Origin of the sequence: Polaribacter irgensii 23-P, assembly GCF_000153225.1 — a bacterium.
Taxonomy (GTDB): domain Bacteria; phylum Bacteroidota; class Bacteroidia; order Flavobacteriales; family Flavobacteriaceae; genus Polaribacter; species Polaribacter irgensii.
The window spans coordinates 2,075,389-2,091,797 of record NZ_CH724148.1; the positions used below are offsets into that span (position 1 = coordinate 2,075,389).

Genomic DNA, 16,409 nt, shown 5'->3' on the forward strand with positions numbered 1-16,409 from the left:
GCTGATAAAAAATTACTTTTGTCACCAAATTAAAACAACAAAATGCCAACAACACAACAATTACAAGATTTCACGCAACAAGTTCGTAGAGATATTTTGCGCATGGTACATAAAGTAAATTCTGGACATCCAGGGGGGTCTTTAGGCTGTGCGGAGTTTATTACTTGTTTATACCAGGAAGTAATGGAGTATACTACTGAATTTTCAATGGATGGAAAAAATGAAGATTTATTTTTCCTTTCCAATGGGCACATTTCACCTGTTTTTTATAGTGTTTTAGCACACAGTGGTTTTTTCGCAGTTTCTGAACTGGCAACTTTTAGATTATTAGATTCAAGATTACAAGGACATCCAACAACGCATGAAGGTTTGCCAGGAGTGCGGATAGCTTCGGGTTCTTTAGGACAAGGATTGTCTGTGGGTTTAGGAGTTGCGCAAGCAAAAAAACTAAATGGAGATGATAAGATTGTCTATACTTTGCATGGAGATGGTGAATTGCAAGAAGGTCAGAATTGGGAGGCAATTATGTATGCATCAGCAAAAAAAGTTGATAATATAATTGCAACAGTTGATTTAAATGGAAAACAAATAGATGGGGCTACAGACGATGTTTTAGCGATGGGAAGTATTCGCGCAAAATTTGAAGCTTTTGGTTGGGATGTTTTAGACATTGAAAAAGGAAATGATATTGAAGCGATATTGGCTGGTTTAGCAAAAGCAAAAGGGTTGACAGGAAAAGGAAAGCCCGTGTGTATTTTATTACACACAGAGATGGGTAATGGTGTCGATTTTATGATGCATACTCACGCTTGGCACGGGAAAGCGCCCAGTGATGCGCAATTAGAAAGTGCGTTAGCCCAAAATCCTGAAACTTTAGGAGATTACTAAAAAAAAATAAAATTAGATACAAAAAGAGTTTTTCAGGGATACTGAAAAACTCTTTTTTTATGTTTTTTTTTGAGAGAAAGGTTCGAAATATTGGTACCTTTACCAAGCAAAAACGCAGGCAGATCCCTGTTTGCTTGAATTGTATAATCATTATAGAAAGAATGAAAATAGGAATTGTTTGTTATCCTACCTTTGGTGGAAGTGGAGTTGTGGCTACAGAGCTTGGAATGGCATTGGCAGATAAAGGGCACGAAGTGCATTTTATTACGTATAACCAACCGGTGCGTTTGGATTTTTTATCACATAATTTACATTTTCATCAAGTGGTTATTGAAGAGTATCCTTTGTTTGAATACCAACCTTATGAGCTGGCATTGTCTAGTAAAATGGTTGAAGTTGTAAAAAAATACGATTTAGACGTAATACATGCCCATTATGCAATTCCGCATGCATATGCAGCTTATATGGCAAAACAAATGCTAAGAGAAAAGGGGCTTGATGTGCGCGTGGTAACCACACTTCACGGAACTGATATTACTTTAGTAGGAAGTCACCCTAATTATAAAACAGCAGTTGAGTTTAGTATTAATAATTCGGATGTTGTGACTGCAGTTTCCAATAATTTAAAGGAAACGACAAACAAACTATTTAACATTACAAACGATATTAAAGTCATTTATAACTTTATCGATGTCGATAAATATAACAATGCACATAAAGAAGAATGTAAACGCTTTGCCTTAGCAAAACCGCATGAAAGAATTTTTACACATGTTAGTAATTTCAGACCTGTAAAAAGAGTTGAAGATGTGGTGCGTATTTTTAATGAAGTACGTAAAGAAGTTCCTGCTAAATTATTAATGATTGGAGAAGGTCCAGAAAGAGTGAAAGCCGAAAAGTTGGTAAAGGAACTAAAAATTTCTGAAGATGTTTTCTTTTTAGGAAATAGCACGGAAGTCGCTAAAATACTTTGTTACACCGATGTTTTTCTGCTGCCTTCACGGACGGAAAGTTTTGGTTTGGCAGCACTCGAAGCAATGGCCGCAGGAACTCCCGTAATCTCTACAAATACAGGAGGACTTCCAGAAGTCAATATTCACGGAGTTACTGGTTATTTAAGTAATTTAGGAGACGTTGCAGACATGGCAAAAAATGCAATATCTATTGTTAAAGACGATGCAACATTAGAGAAATTTAAGCAAAATGCCAAAATTCATACACGACAATTTTCTTTAGAAAGTATTCTTCCCATCTACGAAGAAATTTATAAATCCTGTTATCAAAAGTAGCGCAGAGAGCAAAAAGTAATGTGCTATTTTTGTCCTATTATATTTCCGATACAATCTATTTAGAGTGTGTAGTGCATTCAAAACACGTGTAAAAAAGAATTGATATAATATACGATTGAGAGTTGTCTTTTATTTACCTATCAGAAATAAATCCTTGTCATACTTCTAACACATATTACTTACACTGCAGTATTATTCTTTTTTTACATCATTATAAAAATGTTTTATAAAAACGAAGATATTAAACACACAAAATTACCTAAATTTTTAATTATTTTTTTACCTTTCAAAATCTTAAAAAAATAGACAACTGCATGAAGAATTTAGCTTTACACTGGAAAATTTTAATAGGAATGGTATTGGGTATTGTTTTTGGTTTTATCATGAATACTGTTGATGGCGGAAAAGGTTTTGTATCAGACTGGATTAAACCATTTGGAACCATATTTATCAATCTTTTAAAATTAATTGCAGTTCCTTTAATATTAGCCTCTTTGATTAAGGGAATATCAGACTTGAAAGATATTTCTAAAATTAAGAAAATGGGTTTAAGGACAATCACAATATATATTGGGACTACTATAATCGCAATTATTATTGGTTTAGTAATTGTGAATGTGGTGAAACCTGGAGCAGGAATGTCTGCTGATACTATTGAAAAAATAAAAGCAAAATATGAAACAGATTTAGGAGTTACAGATAAATTAGTAAAGGCATCCGCTCAAAAAGATGCAGGACCTTTGCAAGCTTTGATCGATATTTTTCCAAGTAACATCTTTCAATCTTTTGTAGATGCAAGTATGTTACAGATTATCTTTTTTGCAATGTTTGTTGGAATTTCTTTGTTATTAATTCCCGAAAAAAAGGCAAAACCATTGATGGACTTTTTTGATTCTTTAAATGAAATGGTTATGAAAATGGTCGATTTAATTATGTTGTTTGCACCGTATGCAGTTTTTGCATTGTTAGCAAACGTAATTATCGCTTTTGATGATATAGAAATCTTATTAAAATTATTAGCGTATTCACTTTGCGTAATTGGTGGATTGCTACTAATGATTGGTTTCTATTTGATTCTAGTTAGTGTGTATACAAAAAAATCACCTCTGTGGTTTTTAAAACAAATTAGTCCCGCACAGTTACTTGCTTTTTCTACGAGCTCAAGCGCTGCCACATTGCCAGTCACAATGGAACGAGTAGAAGAGCATCTAGGAGTGGATAAAGAAGTTTCTGGATTTGTTTTACCAGTAGGTGCCACTATAAATATGGATGGCACAAGTTTGTATCAAGCAATCGCTGCGGTATTTATAATGCAAGTAATTTGGCCAGAAGGCTTGACTTTTTCAAATCAAATAGTAATTGTTTTAACAGCACTGTTAGCCTCTATTGGATCTGCAGCGGTTCCAAGTGCAGGAATGGTGATGTTGGTTATTGTATTAGAATCCATCGGTTTTCCTGAAGAATTGTTACCAATTGGACTGGCATTGATTTTTGCAGTAGACAGACCTTTAGATATGATGCGTACCACCGTAAATGTTACTGGAGATGCTACTGTTTCTATGATGGTTGCTAAATCCCTAGGAAAATTAAGAGACAATCCAGAAGAAAAAAAATGGGATGATCGTTTCGATAAAGTAAAATAAAAACTTTTTTGTTGTACTACGTACCTGTTTTATTCTTGTGCTGCTTTTTAAATAGTTACGTATACTCAACAAGTAACTATTTAAAAATTTAATTGTTTTGTGTCTTCAAAAAGCAACTTTAAAACTATTTATAGATCATAAATTTAGTTATTTTAAAATGTGTCTTTACTCAATTGTAGCCACCAATGGTAACTAGATGAAATACGATTGGCAAAAAAGACTTAAAATTACAATTCATATTTCTAAAAAAATATACAATTTTAAAAACACAATTTAATAAAAGACGCTGCGTAGAAATTTTATGGTAGTCAAAGAATGATTTTGCGCTGATACATTTGGTAGCGATTGAATTTATGGAACTTTAGAACGTCTCACTCTAAATATATTGCTTACTGTTAATTGCATTCATTCGGTATATTTTTTCACTATTCTTTAAAAGTTCATAACCTAAGAACTTTTTATACTTTGGATTTTAGCATCTCTTCGTAATTACTTGTAGGTATTAAGTAATAACACTATTTTTGATTTCATATAGCCTAATTAATAACGGGCAAAATGTTTAAAATCAGTAATATATTTATTCAAGCCCAATTTTACCCAACAAAATAATATGAATTCAAATGGCAAACCAACATATGAAGAACTGGAGAAATTGGTTCAAAAATTAAAAATTCAGGTAAAAGTAAAGCAAAATAAAGATAGACTTTATCTTCTTTTAGATGCTTTTGAAGGCATGATCACTTTTCACAAGCCTTCCGGCGAATATATTTACTGCAACAAAAAAAAAGACTACCCAACAACTTCAGAAAGCATTATTGGTAAAATGCCGGAAGATCTTTTTAGTCCCACTATTTCCGTCTTACTTAAGGCTGCCTTTAAAAAAGTGAAAAAAAAAGGTGAAAGTGAAATGTTAGAAATTCTTTTTGATTTGAATGGAGAAAAAAAGTGGTTTTCAGTATATATCTATCCCATCAAAGATAAGAATGGGATAGTGATAGAAATTGTCAAAATATACAGAGATATTCATCCTAAAAAGTTCACAGAGGAGGAAATTATAAGAAAGCATAGTGCATTGTTGAAGAGTGAAGGAGCATACCGTGATGTTTTGAAGGCGAGTAGTGATTTAATTGTTGTTTTTGATAAAAAAGGAACGATCGAATTTATAAACCACGCATCAGAAAAATTCTATGGTTTGCCATCTGATAAATGCATAGGAAAACGTGTTTTTGATTTTATACATCCAGCAGATTTAGAGGAGTCGAAAGCTCAATTTTTAAATTGGGAGCACTCAAGTAAAAATAATTTTCATTTTGAAAACAAAAATATTAGCGCGTCAGGAGAAATATGGGATACAGAATGGTATGTTAGTATTGAACGAACTGGCAACAGCACAATTAAAATAACGGCTATAATCCGAGACATTACAAAACAAAATCAAATATATCAAGAATTGTTGGTTGCAAATAAAAAGCTATTATTTCAAAACCGACTGCAGGACAGACAAAGAAAAATCTTAATCAAATCCAAAAAGGAAGTAGAAGAAAGTGAAGCAAGGTTTCGCATGTTAATCTTAAATATGGAAGCTGGAGTGATTGTGTATGCACCAGATACTTCTATTATCAGCAATAATCTTCGAGTTTCTGAAATATTCGGTTTGTCTGACGATCAAATTAAGGGAATAAAATTAATGGATCCTATTTGGAAACTTGTAAGAAAAGATAAATCTCCCATGCCTTTTCTAGAGTATCCAATAAATATAATTTTGCAAACTAAAAATTCAATAAAAAATAGTATCGTTGGTTTTTCGCATCCGTTTAGAGCGGGTATTACTTGGGTAAAAGTTAATGGATATCCAATATTGAACGATTCTGGAAAAATAAAAGAAGTTGTTATTAGCTTTATTGATTATACCAAGCGCTTGCAAGTATTAGATGAAAAAATAGCAACCACCTTAAAATTAGAAAAGAACGAAAAGAGGTTGAACCATGCAGAGGCATTGGCAAAAGTTGGAAGTTGGATGTACTATCCTTCAACTCAAAAAGCAGAATGGTCGGATGAAACTTTTAATATTTGGGGTTTCGACACACATAGAGGAGTTCCCTCTTATAATGCTATCGCTAAAAGAGTGGATATAGAAGATTTAGAGCTATTGATAAATGCTCGCAAGGCGGCTTCAGAATTTGGGGTACCGTATGATCTTGAATTTCGAATTAAGCTTCCTAATGGGGTAAAGAAAACGGTAAGGGTTGTTTGTCAAGCGACGGTAGGAGATCTTGGAGCCGTATTTAGTATTACAGGAGCTATTATAGATATTACGAAGCAAAAGCTATTTGAGAATGCGCAAATAAAGCATCAAAGAATTAAAGCAATTGGAGAAATGTCCTCGTCTATAGCTCATGATTTTAATAATTCATTGCAACAGATGTCTGGAAACATAGAAGTTATTAAACTTCAGAAGAATCTTTCTGGCAAGACGATAGATCGTTTAGATAATATTAGTGGAATAATAAATGACACTGCAGCTAGAGTAGATGCTTTACAAAAATTTGGAGATGTAGAAAATGAATCTAAAAATATTGAACCAATTGATTTTAATACTTTGATTGAAGAAAGCTTAGAACAATCGCGCCCGCTTTGGAAAGATAATATGGAAAAAAAAGGATTGTGTTTTCAATTGATTACAAATTTCACTGAGATTCCCAAATTTAACGGTCACAAAGGGGAATTGAAGTCTGCCATTTATAATTTAATTAAAAATAGCATTGAAGCAATGCCGAAAGGAGGAGATATTAGTATTACCACCAGTTATAGAGACAAACACATCTTTGCAACTTTTACGGATACCGGTATTGGGATGAATAAAAAGACCAAAGCCAAGGTATTTGAACCCTTTTTTAGTACGAAAGGTTTTACACTTGGTAGGGGACTTGGAATGAGTGGTGTTTACAATACCGTTAAGGATTATTATGGTAATATCACGGTTAAAGAGTCTGCACCTTTAAAAGGAACTACCTTTGAAATTAGTTTTCCAGCAGTCTACTGTGAAAAAGTCAAAGAAACTATTGTCATTAAAACGAGAGAAAAGAGTGTGCTTAATATATTATGGGTAGATGACGATACTATGATTACTGATGATATGTGTGAGCTTTTGGAACTCATGGGACACCGATGTACAGTTGCCAATAGCGGAAAGAGTGCATTAGTGCATCTCCATGAAAATAATTTTGACGTAGTGTTTACAGATATTGGAATGCCTGAAATGAATGGATGGGAATTCATTAAACAAGTTAGAAATGATTTTGAACGCGCAGTAAAGATTATTACAGTTTCTGGTTGGAGCATTGACTCCAAGGTTAAAAAAGAACATGGAATAGATGTCGTTTTACAAAAGCCGTTCACTGTAGAAAAACTTGAAAAATTGTTTTTAGAGTTATAAGTGAGAAATAGATGAAGGTGCTGTATAAAATTGTTTTTTTAGTCGTTTTATCTCATTTTAGATGCAATCTATAAAGTCATTGCAAGAACCTTAAGTAATATTATGTAATCACTTAGGAAGGCTGTATGCTCTTTGTCGCTGCCGAACAAATTGCAAGACATCTGATTTGGTATTGCAGCCATACTATTTTGAAGCCCATTTTTTTTGTGCATTGATTTCTTTCATTAAAAGAATCTAGTTCAGGCCTTATTAATTTGTTTAAAAAATTTCTGGTCTTTTATTTATTGTGCACCGTATTTGAGGTGCTGTTAAAAAATTTAATAGGACTTTAAACAATTCAGTAAAAAAAATGTTTTGTATTTCTAAGTTTTTAAAATCAATCTTTCAGTTTCAAATTGTAATATGATTGCAAACTGTTTTAAGTTTACTGCACGCAGCCCAGTATTTTATAAAACCTAGCGAATGTATTTTCCGCTGCCGTGCGAATTTTTGTGCTAAAATGAAACTAAGTGCGTGCTTTTTCTTAACTAGAATTTATTAAATTGATTTATTTTCAAGTCTAGGATCTAACGTCCTGTTTCTCTATTTTTAAAAAATATAGATGCTATTGCTTGTGCATAAATGAGATAGTTTTCACCATACTCATATCAAAAAAATTTATGACAAATTTAGAAGCTGTAATTTTGAGAAAGTGAAAAGATTATTATTATAGTTTACAATTTTAGAAGTAGAAGGTCGTATTGTACTTATTTAATTTGATTAACATTATCCATTTTAAAAAATAAAACCTTTCAACAGAAGGGTATGATTTTTAGAAAAATCTATAATAATCATTGAAAACTAAAAAGTAACAGATAAAGTGTTGTATAATAAGTGCGCACGAGAAGACTCGAACTTCCACGAACTTGCGTTCACAGCCCCCTCAAGGCTGCGCGTCTACCAATTTCGCCACGTGCGCAAATTATACTAAAGTAAAAAAGTTAAGCTTGCGCTTAACTTTTTTGTGACCGGGCTGGGGCTCGAACCCAGGACCCTCTCCTTAAAAGGGAGATGCTCTACCAACTGAGCTACCAGGTCCTTTCTTATCCCTTAGCGGCTGCAAATATAATGTCAATCATTGAAATTAATGGTATAAAAATGATTTTTTTTTCGATATTTGTCTAAAATCTATAATAAATGAAAATTATACTTTTAGGGTACATGGCTTCCGGTAAATCAACAATTGGGAAAGAAATTTCTAAAAAGCTGTGTATGAATTTCATAGACCTAGATGCCTATATTGTAAAGAAAGAAAATAGTAGTATTTCGGAAATCTTTAAAACAAGAGGAGAGATTTATTTCCGGAGTATTGAAAAATTGTATTTACAAGAACTTTTAAATTCTAAAGCCGATTTTGTACTTTCTTTGGGGGGAGGTACCCCTTGTTATGGAAATAATATGGCGCTTATATTGGCATCGGATGCGGAATCAGTCTATATAAAGGTGGGAATTCCAACTTTAGTATTTCGATTAATAAGTGAAAAAAGTAACCGCCCTTTGATCGCAAATCTATCGGATGATACAATTCCAGAATTTGTGGCTAAACACCTTTTTGAAAGAAGTTTTTTCTACGAGCAAGCAGCGATTATTTTACCTGCAAATGACCAATCTATTTCAGAAATCACAAAAGCGTTAAAAATTGCATTACCTTAAATACGCAATTGCTTCTGTTCCTGTAAATTCTACATGCACGTGTTCTTTAATAGACGTAGACAAAGAAATTCCTTTAAAATCTGCTTTTACAGGATACTTTTTATGATTTCGATTCACAAGTACAGCCGTTTTAAATTGTTTCAAAGGCACCCCTAGAAAATGCTTGATTCCATAAATTAAAGTAGTTCCAGAATTAAGAACATCATCTACTAAAACAAGCGGTTTGTTGATATAGCTTTCTACCGGCAAAGAGGTGCGAATGGGTAATAAGGGTTTTGTCTTATCGATGATCACCTCGCAGAGCGTAACTTTTAAGGTTGATATCTCCGCTAATACCTCAGCAATTTTTTTTGAAAAGGCAAATCCATTTCCTATAATACCCGCAATAATAACTTCTTTTTCATTACTATTGCTCTCGTAAATCTGGTACGCAATTCGTTTGATTTTTTGATTTATTTGAGTGTTATTTAATATAATATGGTTTTCTGAAATCATATCTCCTCGGTTGTGTCTTCTTGGTAATTATCGATGTCCCTTCGGTCTTTTTTAGTGGGCCGGCCCACACCTTTTTTCCGGTAATAGTCCTTGGCATACTTTAAGAGTTCTGTCTTTTCAAACTCCTCTTTTGGTGTCACGTCTTTTTTGTATTGATCTACCAATTTAGCGCCCACTCGACTCTCTGGTAAAGCTAAAGCTTTTATCTGATAATTAATTTGATTTTTTCTAATGACGATTAATTCTCCACCAAAAATATCTCTTGAGGGCTTTACACTTTTGGCATCCATTTTAACCTGTCCTTTTTTACAAGCGGTTGTGGCGAGACTTCTTGTCTTGAAAATGCGGATGCACCATAAATATTTGTCGATTCTCATAAAAAAAGTTAAAATATAATGTTTGTCTTTTTACAAAGGTATAAAAATGGTAGATTGCAAGCTTAAATTTTAAGATGAAATGAATAAAATTAAACATATTTTTTTACTGATGCTATTGAGCTTGGTTCTAATATATTCATGTAACGATAACAACAATACATTTGTAAACCCTTTTACGAGTGTCGATCACGAGGCTTTGGCAATTTCTGATAATGATTCTATTCTTTTATTTTTAAAGAATAACTATTATGACGCTGCTTCAGACGCTGTGAAAACTTTAGTTCCTGGAAAAATTGCGCTATTTGACGAAAAAGAAAAATTAACAATCACGGACGCCCGTAGAAATAACTTTGATTACAAAATATATGTTTATAAAATAAAAGAGGGAAACCCGATTGATCCCGAATTTGGTAATTCGGAGGACGATAAGGGCAACCCTGCAGTATCAGATTCTATTTACGTAAAGTATTCAGGACAAAGCATACGCTCTAGTGTAGAATTAAGTACTGTTTTTGATTCCAATACTTCAGGTGCTTGGTTTTCTTATGAACGACTAGCTGTGCGAGGCTGGTCATTTGGATTTACACATTTTAAAGGGGGCTATTTAAAGAAAGAAGAAAATGGTGAAACTTTGAATGGACCCATCACTTATCTTGACGGTGGAAAAGGGATTTTATTTATACCTTCGGGAATGTCCTACACCTCAATTAATGCTAATAATTATGGAAGTGCATTGGTAAATCAAAATTTAATGTTCAATGTCGAACTGTTGGATTTTGTTAAAAACACAGATCATGATAATGATGGGAAACCTTCCTCAGAGGAGGATACCAATAATGATGGTGACTTAGAAAATGATTTTAGTGACAATAGTAGGCCTGGAGTGCCAGATTATTTGAACCCTACGATTTAGATTCACAAATCAAATTGATAACAAAAAAAGGCTCTTGATTTCTCAAGAGCCTTTTTTTTATGTTTAATTTTATATTCTGTAAGACAAACCAAAAATAATTTGGTCAACTCTTGTGTCAAACGTTACGTTTTCACTGCCAATAAATTTAGATTCGATATTATTAAAGCCTCTTTCCCAACGAACATCAATTCCTATTTTTCCCAATTCAATTCCACCACCAAACTGCAAACCAACGGTAAATCCTTCTGCATCCACGTCAGAAAGGTCACCCACGGTGAAATCTGAACTTAAGATGTATTGAAAAGAAGGTCCAATAAATACATTACCAACACCAAAAAACTTTTTCCCTAACAATACAGGAATGTCAATTTTTTGAAAATTGTAAGCAGTTGTTGTATTTGTTGGTTTGTAAAGAACTTGATTTTTTAAATTGGTATATACCAATTCAGGTCGTATGTATAGACCAACAACGGGAACTTTAAAACGCAGCCAGATACCAGCATGATATCCCGTTTTACTTTCTGAGCCTTCGAAGACATCTGAACTGGCATTGGCAATACTTTCAGAATTGTAGTTAACGCCTCCCTTTATTCCAAAACCTACTTGAGCTGTTGCGATTTGACTGCATACAAGAATAAAACAGTAAATTAAAATTGACTTTTTCATCGTTTTATTTTTAAGTTTATTTTCTTGAAAGTACTCTTTTTACAGCTTTTATAACGGCAGCGGCATCCAAACCGTATTTAGCCATGAGTTGCTCTGGTGTTCCAGACTCGCCAAACGTATCATTGGTCGCTACAAATTCTTGTGGAGTAGGGGTGTTTAGTGCTAATGTTCTGGCAACACTTTCGCCCAAACCTCCTAACTTATTGTGTTCTTCGGCTGTAACAATACACCCAGTTTTTGCTACAGATTTTAAAATGATCGCTTCATCTAAAGGTTTAATTGTATGAATATTGATCACTTCTACAGAGATACCTTCTGCTTCTAACTGCTCAGCAGCTTGCAAAGATTCCCAAACCAAATGTCCAGTAGCAACAATTGTGACGTCGGTACCCTCTGTCAATTGAATTCCTTTTCCAATTTCAAATTTCTCGTCTGCTGGCATAAAAACAGGCACTTTAGGTCTTCCAAAACGCAGGTAAACAGGTCCTACAAAATCTGCAATCGCTAAAGTTGCTGCTTTGGTCTGATTGTAGTCACAAGTATTTATAACCGTCATTCCTGGCAACATTTTCATCAAACCAATGTCTTCTAAGATTTGGTGTGTTGCACCATCTTCTCCTAAAGTAACACCTGCATGCGAAGCACATATTTTTACATTTTTCCCAGAATAAGCCACAGACTGTCGAATTTGATCATAAACTCTTCCAGTAGAAAAATTAGCAAAGGTTCCTGTAAATGGAATTTTACCACCAATGGTTAAACCAGCAGCGATTCCAATCATATTAGCCTCTGCGATACCAATTTGGAAAAAACGCTCTGGATTTTCTTCAATAAATTGATCCATTTTCAGGGAACCAATTAAATCTGCACATAAAGCAACTACGTTTGGGTTTGTTCTACCTAACTCTGTTAAACCATCACCGAAACCCGAACGGGTGTCTTTTTTTTCTGTGTACGTGTATTTTTTCATTGTAAAGTTGTAAAGTGTTGTGTTGTAAAATTTTCGTAAAAATAAACTTTTATTTCTCTTTAGGAAAAGAAAAGATAGAATAGAAATAAGACTTTTTAACATATGAAGGCGATATCTTATAAACACCTGTTTCTTTTAGAAGGCTTTTTCTTATAATTTCATCAATTCATCATAAAGTTTGTGAATTGGCAAACCAACAACATTAAAATAACTTCCTTCTATACTTTCGATTCCAATAAAACCAATCCATTCTTGAATACCATAAGCACCCGCTTTATCAAAAGGTTTGTAATTATCGATGTAATAGTGTATTTCATCATCAGACAGTTTTTTGAAATTGACGGTTGTACTGTCATTAATAATTTTCTGGAAAAAAGTATTTTTAATGGAAATTGAGGTGATTACTTTGTGTTTCTTTCCAGACAATCTTTTTAACATGTTAAAAGCGTCTTTCGCATCTTTTGGTTTTCCCAAGGCAACCCCTTCTAACCAAACAATCGTGTCAGACGTAATCAAGAGATCCTCTTTCTGTAAATTTGTAAATGCTTTTGACTTTAAGTCTGCAAGAAAATCGGTGATTTCTGCTGCCTTTAATTCTTTCGGATATTTTTCTTCTATCTCTTTTATTTGAATCGAGAAATCAATATCTAAATCTTTGAAAAATTGTTGTCTCCTTGGAGAGCCGGAGGCAAGAATTACGTGATACCCTTTTAATTTTTGTTTTAACATGCTTTGAATTGTTGTGTAGAAATGCAAAATTAACAATCTTTTTCGTAATTGTAGTCAATACCAGTCAACTCTAACTATCTTTGTCCGTTAGGTTCAACAAAAAGATAAAAGGTAAAAATGGCAAATAATATAAAAGGACAAGAGGAAATATTACAAAAATTGGGGATTCAGCAGTTAAATCCCATGCAAGAGGAAGCGATTGCTACGATTCACAAAAATGTAAATACCATTCTTTTATCTCCAACAGGAACGGGGAAAACTTTAGCATTTACGTTGCCATTATTAGACTTTTTAGATCCAAATATTGAAGAAATACAAGCGTTAATTTTAGTACCCTCTAGAGAATTGGCAATCCAAATAGAACAAGTAATTCGCTCTATGGGTTCTGGTTATAAAGTAAATGCAGTATATGGAGGAAGGCCCATGTCTAAAGATAAAATAGAATTAAAACACCTTCCAGCAATTTTAATAGGTACTCCTGGAAGAATTGCGGATCATTTTGCCAATGAGCGTTTTTCTACAAACCATATTAAAACCCTGATTTTAGACGAATTTGATAAATCTTTAGAAGTTGGATTTGAATACGAAATGAGAGGTGTTATCAATCAATTGATCGCTTTAAATAAACGGATTTTGACTTCGGCAACGCAGGGTGTTGAAATTCCTGACTTTGTAAGGTTAGACCAACCCAATACCGTCAATTATTTAAAAGCAACAACCTCTAAATTGGTTATAAAAACAGTATTGTCTCCTGCCAAAAACAAATTAAATACGTTATTACATTTATTAAATTTCTTAGGAAATCAACAAGGAATAATTTTTTGTAACCTAAAAGATAGTATCAATAATGTTAGTGCCTTTTTAGAAAGTAAAAACATTAAGCACGGTTGCTTCAGCGGAGGGATGGAACAAAAGGACCGAGAGCGATCTTTGATCAAATTTAGAAATGGAACCAATCAAATATTAATTGCTACAGACCTAGCGGCAAGGGGAATTGATGTTCCAGAAATGAAATATATTATCCATTATGAATTGCCAAGAGAGCTTGAAGAGTTTACGCACAGAAACGGACGTACAGCAAGAGTATCCGCAACCGGTACTGCATATGTCTTGAAATGGAAAGAAGAGCGATTACCAGACTTTATCAAACATGCAGATTTAGAGAATATTTCTAAGCAAGCGGAAAGAAAACCTGTTTTTTGGGAAACTTTATTTATTTCCGGAGGTAGAAAAGATAAAATATCAAAAGGTGATATTGCAGGCCTATTTATTAAACAAGGAAAATTAACGAAAGATCAATTAGGCGAAATAGAATTAAAACAAGATTGTGCTTTTGTGGCAGTTCCAGCGAATTTAGCAGCTGAACTAGAAGAAAAGTTAAATAATTCGCGTTTAAAAAAGAAAAAAGTGAGAATCTACGGGGTATAAAACACTTCATTTTCCTAGTGAAACCTCAAGATTAGATAAAAATTAAAAAATAAACGTGATTTTTTTATAAATATGTGCTTTATTTAATCTAAAGGTCCGATATTTGCAGAATAACATTACAAATTAAATTATAACAAGATGAGTAAAGGTACAGTAAAGTTTTTCAATGAATCTAAGGGATTTGGATTTATTACAGAAGAAGGAGTTGATAAAGATCATTTCGTACACATTTCTGGATTAGTAGATGAAATCAGAGAAGGTGACCAAGTTGAATTTGACTTACAAGAAGGAAACAAAGGATTAAATGCAGTTAACGTAAAAGTTATCTAATATAAATTCATATTTTTTCAAGAAAAGCCCGTCTCTAAGATGGGCTTTTTTAGTATTATATATTTAAAGTTTTAGCAGCTTTTTTTTAAAGAGCAGCGCATACTTTCGCAGGCAGCCCTAAAAAATACATTCGTTACTTCACACTCTTGCTTTTTCTAAATAAAAAGGCATCGCACCACATTCGCGTTTTTAAAATACATTTTATGTCAATACATTTTTCAGATTTAGGAATTAATTTAGCATTACAGCAACGTTTAAATGATTTAAAAATTATTACGCCAACAGAAATTCAAGAAAAAGTAATTCCAATCGTTTTAAATGATAAAGAAGACATAGTTGCTCTGGCGAAAACAGGAACTGGAAAAACCGCTGCTTTTGGATTGCCATTGTTGCAATTGATCGATGTAAACAATGATGCGATCCAAGCAATAATTTTAGCACCAACCAGAGAATTAGGACAGCAGATTGCTGCGAATTTAATTTCTTTTGCCGAGCATACATCACAAGTATCTATTGCGACCCTTTGCGGTGGGATTCCTATAAAGCCCCAAATAGAACGTTTAAAAGAAGCAACACATATTATTGTTGCCACACCAGGAAGATTAGCAGATTTGGTGAAACGAGAGGCCATTGATATCAAAAGTATCTCTTATTTCATTTTAGATGAGGCAGATGAAATGGTCACTGCACTTAAAGAAGGTTTAGATAGTATTATTAAAGAAATTCCGAAAGCAAGAAGAACGTTTCTTTTTACAGCGACTTTGCCCGGAACTTTAAAACAGCTGATACAAAATTATATGGCGCCAAAGGTCATTCAAATTGAAGCAAATATGACCACTTTAGGGCATCAAGGAATCGATCATCAGTATGTTGTGGTTGCACCCATTGAAAAACTAGAGGTATTGTTGCATTTTTTAAACTCGAAAGCAGGACAACGGGGAATTATTTTCTGTAAAACGAAAGCAGCTGTGAATAAATTATCAAAAAACCTTGCCATTAATAAGTTTTCTTCAGGGGCCATACACGGAAGTTTAACTCAAGGAATTCGCGATCGAATTATGGGACAATTTAGAGATGGGTACATCGATATTTTAGTGGCTACAGATTTGGCTGCGCGCGGTATTGACGTCAAAGATCTTTCTTACGTGGTAAATTATCATTTGCCAGATACTTATGGCGCTTACGTGCATCGAAGTGGTCGAACGGCAAGAGCTGGTGCCAGTGGCCTTTCTTTAACCATTATCCAACAAGAAGAATTGAAAGATATTAGTGATTTTGAAAAAGCACTAGACATTCGATTTGAAATATTTAAAAAAGCGGATGCTAAAAGTATCGAAGAAAATAATGCTTTGATATGGGCAAATAAAATTTTTAAAACAAAAGTAAACAAAACTATTCCTGAAGATTTTAAGGCTCAAATAAAGACTATTTTTCATCATTTGACAAAAGAAGAACTGGTAGATAAAATATTGTCAGATTATATGGCCAACATAAAAAATGTAGGTGGAAGTAAGGAAGGCACAAAAAGAAATGCAAAAACGAAATAAGAGACT

The 16,409-nt window shown here is 33.5% G+C and carries 14 protein-coding genes and 2 tRNA genes; 9 read left to right on the top strand and 7 right to left on the bottom strand.

Annotation, left to right across the window (positions count from 1 at the left end; genetic code table 11):
* Positions 1-42: 42 nt before the first annotated feature.
* The 4 genes from PI23P_RS09245 to PI23P_RS09260 all read left to right on the top strand — a co-directional run bounded on the left by PI23P_RS09245 (position 43) and on the right by PI23P_RS09260 (position 7,256).
* Positions 43-888 (top strand): transketolase, encoded by an 846-nt coding sequence (locus tag PI23P_RS09245; RefSeq protein WP_004570555.1) that lies wholly within the window; start codon positions 43-45, stop codon positions 886-888.
* A gap of 161 nt (positions 889-1,049) precedes the next feature.
* Positions 1,050-2,177 (top strand): N-acetyl-alpha-D-glucosaminyl L-malate synthase BshA, encoded by a 1,128-nt coding sequence (gene bshA, locus PI23P_RS09250; RefSeq protein ID WP_026288371.1) that lies wholly within the window; start codon positions 1,050-1,052, stop codon positions 2,175-2,177.
* 314 nt (positions 2,178-2,491) lie between these two features.
* Positions 2,492-3,820, top strand: a complete 1,329-nt coding sequence (locus tag PI23P_RS09255) for a dicarboxylate/amino acid:cation symporter (RefSeq protein WP_004570558.1) — start codon at positions 2,492-2,494, stop codon at positions 3,818-3,820.
* Positions 3,821-4,430: 610 nt separating this feature from the next.
* Positions 4,431-7,256 (top strand): PAS domain-containing hybrid sensor histidine kinase/response regulator, encoded by a 2,826-nt coding sequence (locus tag PI23P_RS09260; protein ID WP_004570559.1) that lies wholly within the window; start codon positions 4,431-4,433, stop codon positions 7,254-7,256.
* Between the two features lie 874 nt (positions 7,257-8,130).
* On the opposite strand, the gene PI23P_RS09265 is transcribed toward PI23P_RS09260, so the two are convergent.
* Together PI23P_RS09265 and PI23P_RS09270 are read right to left on the bottom strand one after the other, a co-directional pair.
* Positions 8,131-8,214 (bottom strand) — tRNA-Leu (locus PI23P_RS09265).
* Between the two features lie 46 nt (positions 8,215-8,260).
* Positions 8,261-8,333: transfer RNA gene (locus PI23P_RS09270), tRNA-Lys, on the bottom strand.
* A gap of 99 nt (positions 8,334-8,432) precedes the next feature.
* On the opposite strand from PI23P_RS09270, the gene PI23P_RS09275 reads away from it, so the two are divergent.
* Positions 8,433-8,948 (top strand): shikimate kinase, encoded by a 516-nt coding sequence (locus PI23P_RS09275; RefSeq protein ID WP_004570561.1) that lies wholly within the window; start codon positions 8,433-8,435, stop codon positions 8,946-8,948.
* On the opposite strand, the gene PI23P_RS09280 is transcribed toward PI23P_RS09275, so the two are convergent.
* Positions 8,940-9,443 carry a phosphoribosyltransferase family protein gene (locus tag PI23P_RS09280; RefSeq protein WP_004570562.1) on the bottom strand — a complete coding sequence of 168 codons (504 nt, stop codon included), beginning with the start codon at positions 9,441-9,443 and terminating at the stop codon, positions 8,940-8,942. The genes PI23P_RS09275 and PI23P_RS09280 overlap by 9 nt on opposite strands.
* Positions 9,440-9,820 carry an RNA-binding S4 domain-containing protein gene (locus PI23P_RS09285; protein WP_004570563.1) on the bottom strand — a complete coding sequence of 127 codons (381 nt, stop codon included), beginning with the start codon at positions 9,818-9,820 and terminating at the stop codon, positions 9,440-9,442. The genes PI23P_RS09280 and PI23P_RS09285 overlap by 4 nt, the downstream gene beginning before the upstream one ends.
* Before the next feature lie 79 nt (positions 9,821-9,899).
* On the opposite strand from PI23P_RS09285, the gene PI23P_RS09290 reads away from it, so the two are divergent.
* Positions 9,900-10,733 (top strand): FKBP-type peptidyl-prolyl cis-trans isomerase, encoded by an 834-nt coding sequence (locus PI23P_RS09290; protein ID WP_004570564.1) that lies wholly within the window; start codon positions 9,900-9,902, stop codon positions 10,731-10,733.
* 69 nt (positions 10,734-10,802) lie between these two features.
* On the opposite strand, the gene PI23P_RS09295 is transcribed toward PI23P_RS09290, so the two are convergent.
* From PI23P_RS09295 to PI23P_RS09305, 3 genes are all read right to left on the bottom strand, one after another.
* Complete coding sequence (locus PI23P_RS09295) at positions 10,803-11,399, bottom strand: outer membrane beta-barrel protein (protein WP_004570565.1); 597 nt, start codon at positions 11,397-11,399, stop codon at positions 10,803-10,805.
* A gap of 16 nt (positions 11,400-11,415) precedes the next feature.
* A complete protein-coding gene (locus tag PI23P_RS09300; RefSeq protein ID WP_004570566.1) occupies positions 11,416-12,369 on the bottom strand; it encodes a transketolase family protein in 954 nt (317 codons plus the stop codon).
* Positions 12,370-12,519: 150 nt separating this feature from the next.
* A complete protein-coding gene (locus PI23P_RS09305; RefSeq protein WP_004570567.1) occupies positions 12,520-13,098 on the bottom strand; it encodes a Maf family nucleotide pyrophosphatase in 579 nt (192 codons plus the stop codon).
* A gap of 117 nt (positions 13,099-13,215) precedes the next feature.
* On the opposite strand from PI23P_RS09305, the gene PI23P_RS09310 reads away from it, so the two are divergent.
* From PI23P_RS09310 to PI23P_RS09320, 3 genes are all read left to right on the top strand, one after another.
* Complete coding sequence (locus PI23P_RS09310; RefSeq protein WP_004570568.1) at positions 13,216-14,526, top strand: DEAD/DEAH box helicase; 1,311 nt, start codon at positions 13,216-13,218, stop codon at positions 14,524-14,526.
* Positions 14,527-14,664: 138 nt separating this feature from the next.
* Positions 14,665-14,856: a cold-shock protein gene (locus PI23P_RS09315; RefSeq protein WP_004570569.1), complete on the top strand. Its 192-nt coding sequence runs from the start codon at positions 14,665-14,667 to the stop codon at positions 14,854-14,856.
* Positions 14,857-15,059: 203 nt separating this feature from the next.
* Complete coding sequence (locus tag PI23P_RS09320; RefSeq protein ID WP_004570570.1) at positions 15,060-16,403, top strand: DEAD/DEAH box helicase; 1,344 nt, start codon at positions 15,060-15,062, stop codon at positions 16,401-16,403.
* Positions 16,404-16,409: the final 6 nt, after the last annotated feature.

Excerpts from the sequence above, each read along its gene's own strand:
- PI23P_RS09245 (WP_004570555.1), top strand. The coding sequence starts at position 43 with ATGCCAACAACACAACAATTACAAGATTTCACGCAACAAGTTCGTAGA.
- bshA (WP_026288371.1), top strand. The coding sequence starts at position 1,050 with ATGAAAATAGGAATTGTTTGTTATCCTACCTTTGGTGGAAGTGGAGTT.
- PI23P_RS09255 (WP_004570558.1), top strand. The coding sequence starts at position 2,492 with ATGAAGAATTTAGCTTTACACTGGAAAATTTTAATAGGAATGGTATTG.
- PI23P_RS09260 (WP_004570559.1), top strand. The coding sequence starts at position 4,431 with ATGAATTCAAATGGCAAACCAACATATGAAGAACTGGAGAAATTGGTT.
- PI23P_RS09275 (WP_004570561.1), top strand. The coding sequence starts at position 8,433 with ATGAAAATTATACTTTTAGGGTACATGGCTTCCGGTAAATCAACAATT.
- PI23P_RS09280 (WP_004570562.1), bottom strand. The coding sequence starts at position 9,443 with ATGATTTCAGAAAACCATATTATATTAAATAACACTCAAATAAATCAA.
- PI23P_RS09285 (WP_004570563.1), bottom strand. The coding sequence starts at position 9,820 with ATGAGAATCGACAAATATTTATGGTGCATCCGCATTTTCAAGACAAGA.
- PI23P_RS09290 (WP_004570564.1), top strand. The coding sequence starts at position 9,900 with ATGAATAAAATTAAACATATTTTTTTACTGATGCTATTGAGCTTGGTT.
- PI23P_RS09295 (WP_004570565.1), bottom strand. The coding sequence starts at position 11,399 with ATGAAAAAGTCAATTTTAATTTACTGTTTTATTCTTGTATGCAGTCAA.
- PI23P_RS09300 (WP_004570566.1), bottom strand. The coding sequence starts at position 12,369 with ATGAAAAAATACACGTACACAGAAAAAAAAGACACCCGTTCGGGTTTC.
- PI23P_RS09305 (WP_004570567.1), bottom strand. The coding sequence starts at position 13,098 with ATGTTAAAACAAAAATTAAAAGGGTATCACGTAATTCTTGCCTCCGGC.
- PI23P_RS09310 (WP_004570568.1), top strand. The coding sequence starts at position 13,216 with ATGGCAAATAATATAAAAGGACAAGAGGAAATATTACAAAAATTGGGG.
- PI23P_RS09315 (WP_004570569.1), top strand. The coding sequence starts at position 14,665 with ATGAGTAAAGGTACAGTAAAGTTTTTCAATGAATCTAAGGGATTTGGA.
- PI23P_RS09320 (WP_004570570.1), top strand. The coding sequence starts at position 15,060 with ATGTCAATACATTTTTCAGATTTAGGAATTAATTTAGCATTACAGCAA.